Annotated in this window: 9 protein-coding genes; 7 read left to right on the top strand and 2 right to left on the bottom strand. The window is 67.9% G+C overall.

The window, feature by feature from the left end; genetic code table 11:
• The first annotated feature begins 29 nt into the window (after nucleotides 1-29).
• The 4 genes from ACFVAV_RS11210 to ACFVAV_RS11225 all read left to right on the top strand — a co-directional run bounded on the left by ACFVAV_RS11210 (nucleotide 30) and on the right by ACFVAV_RS11225 (nucleotide 2683).
• Entirely contained in the window at nucleotides 30-293 is a 264-nt protein-coding gene (locus ACFVAV_RS11210) for a phosphoribosyl-ATP diphosphatase (protein WP_110041330.1), read from the top strand.
• Between the two features lie 59 nt (nucleotides 294-352).
• Complete coding sequence (gene hisG, locus ACFVAV_RS11215; RefSeq protein ID WP_379033492.1) at nucleotides 353-1204, top strand: ATP phosphoribosyltransferase; 852 nt, start codon at nucleotides 353-355, stop codon at nucleotides 1202-1204.
• Between the two features lie 217 nt (nucleotides 1205-1421).
• Nucleotides 1422-1556: a hypothetical protein gene (locus ACFVAV_RS11220; protein ID WP_379033495.1), complete on the top strand. Its 135-nt coding sequence runs from the start codon at nucleotides 1422-1424 to the stop codon at nucleotides 1554-1556.
• The gene (locus ACFVAV_RS11225; protein WP_379033498.1) at nucleotides 1556-2683 is read left to right on the top strand and encodes a YeiH family protein; all 1128 of its coding nucleotides are present in this window, start codon (nucleotides 1556-1558) and stop codon (nucleotides 2681-2683) included. The genes ACFVAV_RS11220 and ACFVAV_RS11225 overlap by 1 nt, the downstream gene beginning before the upstream one ends.
• A gap of 70 nt (nucleotides 2684-2753) precedes the next feature.
• Here the strand turns inward: ACFVAV_RS11225 and ACFVAV_RS11230 are convergent, their stop codons facing one another.
• The gene (locus ACFVAV_RS11230) at nucleotides 2754-3659 is read right to left on the bottom strand and encodes a RecB family exonuclease (RefSeq protein WP_379033500.1); all 906 of its coding nucleotides are present in this window, start codon (nucleotides 3657-3659) and stop codon (nucleotides 2754-2756) included.
• 324 nt (nucleotides 3660-3983) lie between these two features.
• On the opposite strand from ACFVAV_RS11230, the gene ACFVAV_RS11235 reads away from it, so the two are divergent.
• Both ACFVAV_RS11235 and ACFVAV_RS11240 read left to right on the top strand, forming a co-directional pair.
• The gene (locus ACFVAV_RS11235) at nucleotides 3984-4817 is read left to right on the top strand and encodes a tRNA (adenine-N1)-methyltransferase (protein ID WP_379033503.1); all 834 of its coding nucleotides are present in this window, start codon (nucleotides 3984-3986) and stop codon (nucleotides 4815-4817) included.
• A gap of 130 nt (nucleotides 4818-4947) precedes the next feature.
• The gene (locus ACFVAV_RS11240; RefSeq protein ID WP_379033506.1) at nucleotides 4948-5457 is read left to right on the top strand and encodes a DUF4442 domain-containing protein; all 510 of its coding nucleotides are present in this window, start codon (nucleotides 4948-4950) and stop codon (nucleotides 5455-5457) included.
• A gap of 167 nt (nucleotides 5458-5624) precedes the next feature.
• Here ACFVAV_RS11240 and ACFVAV_RS11245 read toward each other — a convergent pair whose 3' ends face one another.
• Nucleotides 5625-6155 (bottom strand): hypothetical protein, encoded by a 531-nt coding sequence (locus ACFVAV_RS11245; protein WP_379033510.1) that lies wholly within the window; start codon nucleotides 6153-6155, stop codon nucleotides 5625-5627.
• Between the two features lie 192 nt (nucleotides 6156-6347).
• Here ACFVAV_RS11245 and arc point away from each other — a divergent pair, with 192 nt between their 5' ends.
• Nucleotides 6348-8108, top strand: coding sequence for a proteasome ATPase (gene arc / locus ACFVAV_RS11250; protein WP_379033513.1), 1761 nt, complete (start codon nucleotides 6348-6350; stop codon nucleotides 8106-8108).
• The last annotated feature ends 117 nt before the right edge of the window (nucleotides 8109-8225 follow it).

Consider the following 8225-nt stretch of genomic DNA (forward strand, 5'->3'; position numbering starts at 1 on the left):
GTGTACAGGGTGTGAAACAATCACTGATCGTGAAGAACTTCGAATCCCTGTTCGCCGAGCTGACCGAGCGTGCCCAGACCCGTCCCGAGGGTTCCGGCACCGTGGCTGCGTTGGACGCCGGCGTCCATTTCCAGGGTAAGAAGGTGCTCGAGGAAGCCGGTGAGATCTGGCTGGCCGCCGAGCACGAGAGCGACGAAGCCCTCGCCGAGGAGATCTCCCAGCTGCTGTACTGGGTCCAGGTGATGATGGTGGGTCGCGGGCTGAAGCTCGAGGACGTGTACCGACATCTGTGACGGCTGATCCGTCCGGTCGACACCTCCTCCCGTCTTCTTCCCGAAAGGACCCCATTCCCATGTTGCGCGTCGCAGTTCCCAACAAGGGTTCGCTGTCGGAATCCGCCGTCTCGATCCTGAGCGAGGCCGGTTACCGCAAACGCACCGACTCCCGTGAGCTGACCGTCCTCGACCCCGTCAACCAGGTCGAGTTCTTCTTCCTGCGGCCCAAGGACATCGCCATCTACGTCGGCTCCGGTGAGCTCGACCTCGGCATCACCGGCCGTGACCTGGCCCTGGACTCCGGTTCGCCGGTCAGCGAGCGGCTGTCGCTCGGCTTCGGCCGCTCCTCCTTCCGCTACGCCGCTCCGGCGGGCGAGGACTGGAAGGTCGAGGATCTGGCGGGCAAGCGCATCGCCACCTCGTACCCGAACCTGGTCCGCGCCGACCTCGCGCGATTCGGCATCGAGGCCGAGGTGATCCGCCTCGACGGCGCGGTCGAGATCTCGATCCAGCTCGGCGTGGCCGACGCGATCGCCGATGTGGTCGGCTCCGGCCGCACCCTGCGTCAGCACAACCTGGTCGCCTTCGGTGACTCGCTGTGTGATTCCGAGGGCGTGCTGATCGAACGCACCGGGTCCGACCAGAACGATCGTGCGCGCAACCAGCTCATCGCCCGCATCCAGGGTGTCGTCTTCGCCCAGCAGTACCTGATGCTCGACTACGACTGCCCCAAGTCGCTGCTCGACGAAGCCGTCGCCATCACCCCCGGCCTGGAATCGCCCACGGTCTCCCCGCTCACCGACCCCGAGTGGGTCGCGGTGCGCGCGCTGGTCCCGCGCAAGCAGGGCAACGACCTGATGGACCGCCTCGCCGACCTCGGCGCCAAGGCGATCCTGGCCACCGACATCCGCTCCTGCCGCGCATTCTGACCTCGTTTCGCCCCTGACCTGCCGAGACGAACGGCCCGACGCGTGCGTCGGGCCGTTCGCGTCGGCGGCTGGTGCCCGCCCGTCGACTGTTGGGTCGGTGGCCGCCGAAGCGTGTCCGGTGTTCCGTGAGATCGGTTCAGGGTGAGCGCAATCGGTGTGGGGTGGGGGAGGGCGTTGCTACCTTGCGGTTTCTCGATGAGAAACACTAGGAGTCACCGTGTCGCAGACACCGCCCGAGCCGCGGCCGGGTAGCGCATTCACGTGGAACGAGGACTGGCTGGCCACGGTCGTCGGTCTCGCGTTGATCGGCCTCGTGCTGGCCGGGGCGATTCCCGAGTGGCTGGTTCCGTGATGAGCGAGCCGAAGACGACGACGGAAACCGCGGCATTGCAGGCCGATCCGCGGCCGACGAGTACCGATATCGTGGCGGGAATCCTGCTCGTGCTTGCGCTCGGCGCGCTGACGCGGTTCTTCGACACCCAGGTGCCGCAGTGGGCGGCCGATACGCCGCTCGCGCGGGTGGCCAAGACGGTCGAGTATCCGGTGTACGCGATCGCGATCGGGCTCGCGGGCAATGTGGCGCTCAGCACATTGGGTCTGCGGGAACGGCTTTCGGCCGGGTTCCGGACCGAGTTCTTCATCAAGACCGGGGTGGTGCTGCTCGGTGCGTCGATCAATCTGAAGATCCTGGTGACCGCGGCGGGGCCGTCGATCGTGCAGGCGCTGGCGCTGATCACCATCGTCTTCGGGTTCACCTGGTGGTTCGGCGGCAAACTCGGGCTCGACGACAAGCTGCGGGCGCTGCTGTCCTCGGCGGTGTCGATCTGCGGGGTGAGCGCGGCGATCGCGGCGGCGGGTGCGGTGCAGGCGCGGCGCGAGCAGATCGCCTACGCGGCGTCGATGGTGATCATCTTCGCGTTGCCGTCGATCTTCCTGCTGCCCTGGCTCGCCGAGGCCTTCGGCTTGTCGGACGCGGTGGCGGGCGCCTGGATCGGCGGCAATATCGACACCACGGCGGCGGTGGCCGCGGCGGGCGCGCTCGCCGGTGAGGATGCGCTGAAGATCGCCACGATCGTCAAGACCACCCAGAACGCGCTGATCGGGCTCGTCGCGATCGCGCTCACGGCCTGGTTCGCCTTCCGGGTGGATCGCACGCCGGGGGCGGCCCGCCCGAGCCTCGGCGAATTCTGGTCCAGGTTCCCGAAGTTCGTGCTCGGCTTCATCGCGGCCTCGATCATCGGCACCCTGTACCTGCAGTCGGTCGACAAGAAGACCGGCGCCGCGCACATCGCGATCATCAACGATCTGCGCACCTGGTTCCTGATCCTGGCGTTCGTCTCCATCGGCCTGGAGTTCTCGCTCCGCGGACTGCGCGAGGCGGGCTGGCGGCCGATCGCCGTCTTCGGCTCCGCCGCCGTGGTGAATCTGGCTGTCGGTCTCGGTCTTTCGGTGCTGTTGTTCCGCAACTTCACCGTGTGAGCGATCACCGTCGCGCGGCCGTCGGTGATCGGCGGCCGCGCGGCGCCGGGTCCGGGCGGGGGCCCGGCGCTCAGACGTCCTCGGGAGGCCGCACCTCCGGCAGACCCAGCTCTACCGGCGCCGAATCCTGCTGCGGCCACCCCGGATACGGCGGCGGGGTGCCGCCGAACTCCGGGCACAGGTTCTGGAAATCACAGAAGCGGCACATCGCGTTGCGATTGGGCGGGAAGTCGCCGGTGCGGCCCGCCTCCAGGATCGCCTGCCACAGCGCGATCAGGATGCGTTCGAAGCGTTCCAGCTCGTCACGGTCGGGGGTGTAGGTGAGCAGCACCTTGTCGGCCAGGTAGATCAGGCGCAGCTGGGCGGGCACGATGTCGCGGGTGCGCAGGATCATCAGCGCGTAGAACTTGAGCTGGAACAGCGCGCGCGCCTCGTGCAGCGGGCCGGGGGCGCGGCCGGTCTTGTAGTCGACGACCCGCAGCAGGCCGTTCGGAGCGATATCGATGCGGTCGACGAACCCGCGCAGCGGAATCTCACCGGCGAGATCGACCTCCACCCGTTCCTCGAGCGCGTGCGGCTCGAACCGGGTCGGGTCCTCCAGCTCGTAGTAGCTCTCGACCAGCCGCCGCACCTCGTCGAACAGCGCCTCCGGCCCGCCGTCGGCGACCAGCTCGTCGATACCGGCGCGATCGGCGCGCACCCGATCCCACGCACCGGGCACCAGCTCGGCGGCCCGCTGCGGATGACGATCGGCGGCGGGCAACCCGAACAGGTCCTCGAGCACCGCGTGCACGACGGTGCCGCGGACGGCGGCCCGCGTCGGCGGCTCGGGAATCCGGTCGACCGCCCGCAACCGGTACTTCAACGGGCACTGCTTGAAATCGGCTGCCCGCGAAGGCGACAACGCCGGACGCGACCGCCGGGCCGGTTCGTCGGCGGTGTCGTCGGCGAGGGATACGGACACGGGCACTGACATACTTCGCAGGGTATCGGCAGCCACCGACACCGATCGCGACGAATCGGTGAGCCCGCGCGCTCTACCGAGATCACAGCACCCGACGGCGGCACGGCCGTCGCCGACACCGACCGGCTCACCCACGGCGTGCTGCGCTTCCCCGACGCCGCGACCGCGACCACCGCCGCCGCTGCGCGGGCAAGACGCCCGCGCCCGCGCCGGGCGACGTACCCGGCGTGTCCTGCCTCACCGACGGCACGACGCATGCCGACGCGGGTCACCCCGTTCGGTGTGTGATCGCGCGGACCTGGCAGGCTGGAGGCTTCATTCGAAGAACGGAGATACATGACGGCCAGACGGACCGGTCCATTCGCCATCGGGGACCGGGTGCAGCTGACCGATGCCAAGGGGCGCCTCTACACGGTGGTGCTGGAGGAGGGGAAGGAATTCCACACCCACCGCGGCGGCATCAAGCACGACGACCTCATCGGCACCGACGAGGGCACGGTCGTGAAGTCGACCAACGGTACCCCCTACCTGGCGTTGCGCCCCCTGCTCGTCGACTATGTGCTGTCGATGCCGCGCGGTGCGGCCGTCATCTACCCCAAGGACGCCGCGCAGATCGTCCACGAGGGCGATGTGTTCCCCGGCGCCCGGGTGCTCGAGGCAGGCGCGGGCTCCGGCGCGCTGACCTGCTCGCTGCTGCGCGCGGTCGGCCCCGAGGGCGAAGTTATCTCCTACGAGATCCGCGACGACCACGCCGAGCACGCGATCCGCAATGTCGAGACCTTCTTCGGCGAACGTCCGGCAAACTGGTCGCTGACCGTCGCCGACGTTGCCCAGTACGAGGGGAAGCAGGTCGACCGCGTGGTCCTGGACATGCTCGCCCCGTGGGACGCGCTGCCCGCCGTATCCAAGGCGCTGGTGCCCGGCGGCGTGCTGATCGTCTACGTCGCGACGGTCACCCAGCTGTCGAAGGTCGTCGAGGCGCTGCGCGAGCAGGAGTGCTGGACCGAACCGCGCTCCTGGGAGTCGATGGTCCGCGGCTGGCACGTCGTCGGCCTTGCCGTGCGCCCCGAACACCGGATGCAGGGCCACACCGCGTTCCTGGTGAGCGCGCGCCGGCTCGCCGAAGGCACTGTCACCCCCAAGCCGCAGCGGCGTCCGTCGAAGGGCTGACGAGGTTTCGGCTCCCCGGATCCGGGGCAGCTTTCGAGGTGGGCGCCCGAGTGCCCACATCGAAAGCCGCCCCCCCGGGGGGAGCGGCGTGGATCCCGGCCCCCATCGGCCGGGGCAGGGAGGGGACCCCATGCCGAGTACCGAACCGAACGCCGCGAAGGACCCGTCCGCTGGGACGCTGTATCCTGGTGAGTCACCGCGGGTCTACCGCGCGATGTTCAACGTCTTCCCGCCGTATCTGTTCGGCGGGGTACGGGTGAAACACATTGCCGCCGACTGGACTTCGGTCCGCGTCGCCTACACGGTGCGTCCGTGGAACCGCAACAACCCCAATCGGGCCGCGTTCGGCGGCACCCTGTACTCGATGACCGACCCGTTCTTCGCGATCATGGCCTACGGCCAGCTCGGCCGCGGCTACCGGATCTGGAACATCACCGGATCCATCGAGTTCCGCACGCCGGGCCGTGGCACCGTCACCACCACCATGGGCCTGTCGCGCGAGCAGGTCGCCGAGATCCGGCAGGCCACCGAGGCGGGGGCGAAGTCGATCACCGAGCACAGCGCCGAGATCGTCGACGGGAACGGCACACTCGTGGCCCGCGCCGCCCAGCAGCTCTATGTCCGGCGGCTGCCGGACTGAGCCCGGCTGGCGGGCCATCGCCCCGATCCCGAGGAAGCTGCCGGGGTCGAGCAGCGCGCGCACTCGTTCGCGGACTATCGGGATGCCCACCGCGGGTTCTCTGTGCAGTTCACAGCGATCGAAAGGCCCCGGCTGTACTCGCGGACTACCCGGGCCGCGCGCGGGCCTCAGGCGGGCGTGCAGGGGGCCTGGGCGAAGCCCAGCAGCAGGCAGCCGCTGGCGTCGGAGAGCTTCCAGGTGCCGTCGACCTGCTCCCAGGTGACCGGGAAGGCGGGCGCGGTGCCGTGCGGCGAGGTGATGGTGACATCGGCGGTGGCGGTGTTTCCGCTGGTCACGACGTTGTCGACGGCGAAGGTGAGGGTGTAGCCGGCCAGCATGCCGTTCATCTGGTCGATGTTGGACTTGCGCGCATCGCCGTTGACGATCAGCTCGGCCTTCGCGTCGGTGGACAGCGCCGGGTCGGCGAACTTGACCAGTGTCGCCTTCAGGGAATCGGCGGTGGGGGCGGCGGCGTTGTCACCAGTCGGAGCCGGGGTTGCCGAAATGCTGGACGGAGCGGCCGCGATACTGGTACTGCTGCTGGTGGCGTTCGTCGAGGAATCGTCGGAGCCGCCGCAACCGGTCAGTCCGACGGTGACGGCGAGTGCCGCAGCAGCGGTAGCGACGGTGACACGGATCGTGCGGGTAGGAAGGAGCATGCTCAGCAACCTTTCGGCTCGATGGGCGAGTGCACTCGCCGAGTGCCCCGGGGCGGGGTGTTAGGGGAGCCTAACACGGTCCCGGACCGGCCCATCACCGTACAAGATGTGATCACGACGAAACCATGTCGGAAAGCGAGAACGGACCGCGCCCGGTAGCGTTGAAAGACCGGGACTGGGAGGAGCAGCATCATGAGCCCCAACGAGAATTCGGATTCGGCGGCCTGGCGAGAGCTCGAGGCGGTACGCGCCGAGGCGGCTGCTCTTCGCAGGCAACTCGCCGACTCGCCGGATCGCGCACGCGAATTGGAAGCACGGATCGATTCGCTGACAATCCGCAACGGCAAGTTGATGGACACGCTCAAGGAAGCGCGCCAGCAACTGATCGCCCTGCGGGAGGAAGTCGATCGCCTCGGCCAGCCGCCCAGCGGCTACGGCATCGTCATCCACAGCTATGACGATCAGACGGTCGACGTCTTCACCTCCGGTCGCAAGATGCGCCTCACCTGCTCGCCCAATATCGACGTCGCGACGCTCGAGTACGGCCAGACCGTCCGGCTCAACGAGGCGCTCACCGTCGTCGAAGCCGGAAAGTTCGACGCCATCGGTGAAATCGGCACGCTGCGCGAGATTCTCGACGACGGCAGGCGCGCCCTGGTGGTCGGCCATGCCGACGAGGAGCGCGTCGTCTGGCTGTCCGGGCCGCTGTCCAAGGTCGCCGAGTACGACGACCTCGACGATCCCGACTCGCCGATTCGCAAACTGCGCCCCGGTGATTCGCTGCTGGTCGACACCAAGGCCGGCTTCGCGTTCGAGCGCATCCCCAAGGCCGAGGTCGAAGACCTTGTGCTGGAAGAGGTCCCCGACGTCGACTACACCGACATCGGTGGTCTCGGCCGCCAGATCGAGCAGATCCGCGACGCCGTGGAACTGCCGTTCCTGCACAAGGATCTGTTCCGCGAGTACGCGCTGCGCCCGCCCAAGGGCGTGCTGCTCTACGGTCCGCCCGGTTGCGGTAAGACGTTGATCGCCAAGGCCGTTGCCAACTCGCTGGCCAAGAAGATCGCCGAAGCCCGCGGTGAGGACGCCAAGGAGGCCAAGTCCTTCTTCCTCAACATCAAGGGCCCCGAGCTGCTCAACAAGTTCGTCGGTGAGACCGAGCGGCACATCCGGATCATCTTCCAGCGGGCGCGCGAGAAGGCCTCCGAGGGCACGCCGGTGATCGTGTTCTTCGACGAGATGGACTCGATCTTCCGCACCCGTGGTTCGGGTGTCTCCTCCGATGTGGAGACCACCGTTGTGCCGCAGCTGCTTTCGGAGATCGACGGCGTGGAGGGACTCGAGAACGTCATCGTCATCGGCGCGTCCAACCGCGAGGACATGATCGACCCCGCGATCCTGCGGCCGGGCCGCCTGGACGTGAAGATCAAGATCGAGCGGCCGGACGCGGAATCGGCGCAGGACATCTTCTCCAAGTACCTCACCGAGACGCTGCCGCTGCACGAGAGCGATCTGCACGAGTTCGAAGGCGACAAGGCCGCGTGCGTGGAGGCGATGATCGAGAAGGTCGTCGAGCGGATGTACGCCGAGAGCGACGACAACCGGTTCCTGGAGGTCACCTACGCCAACGGTGACAAGGAGGTCCTGTACTTCAAGGACTTCAACTCCGGCGCGATGATCCAGAACATCGTCGACCGGGCGAAGAAGTACGCGATCAAGTCCGTGCTCGACACCGGCAACCCGGGTCTGCGGATACAGCACCTCTTCGACTCGATCGTGGACGAGTTCGCCGAGAACGAGGACCTGCCCAACACGACCAACCCGGACGACTGGGCCCGGATCTCGGGCAAGAAGGGCGAGCGGATCGTCTACATCCGCACGCTGGTCACCGGCAAGAACGCCTCGGCCAGCCGTGCGATCGACACGGAGTCGAATACGGGTCAGTACCTGTGAGTCGGGCGAGCGGATCGTCTACATCCGGCTGCGTCCGATTCACCGGCAAGAACGCCTCGGCGAGCCGCGCGATCGACACCGAGTCGAACACCGGTCAGTACCTGTGAGTCGGGCGAG

The organism is Nocardia sp. NPDC057663 (assembly GCF_042799895.1).
GTDB lineage: Bacteria > Actinomycetota > Actinomycetes > Mycobacteriales > Mycobacteriaceae > Nocardia.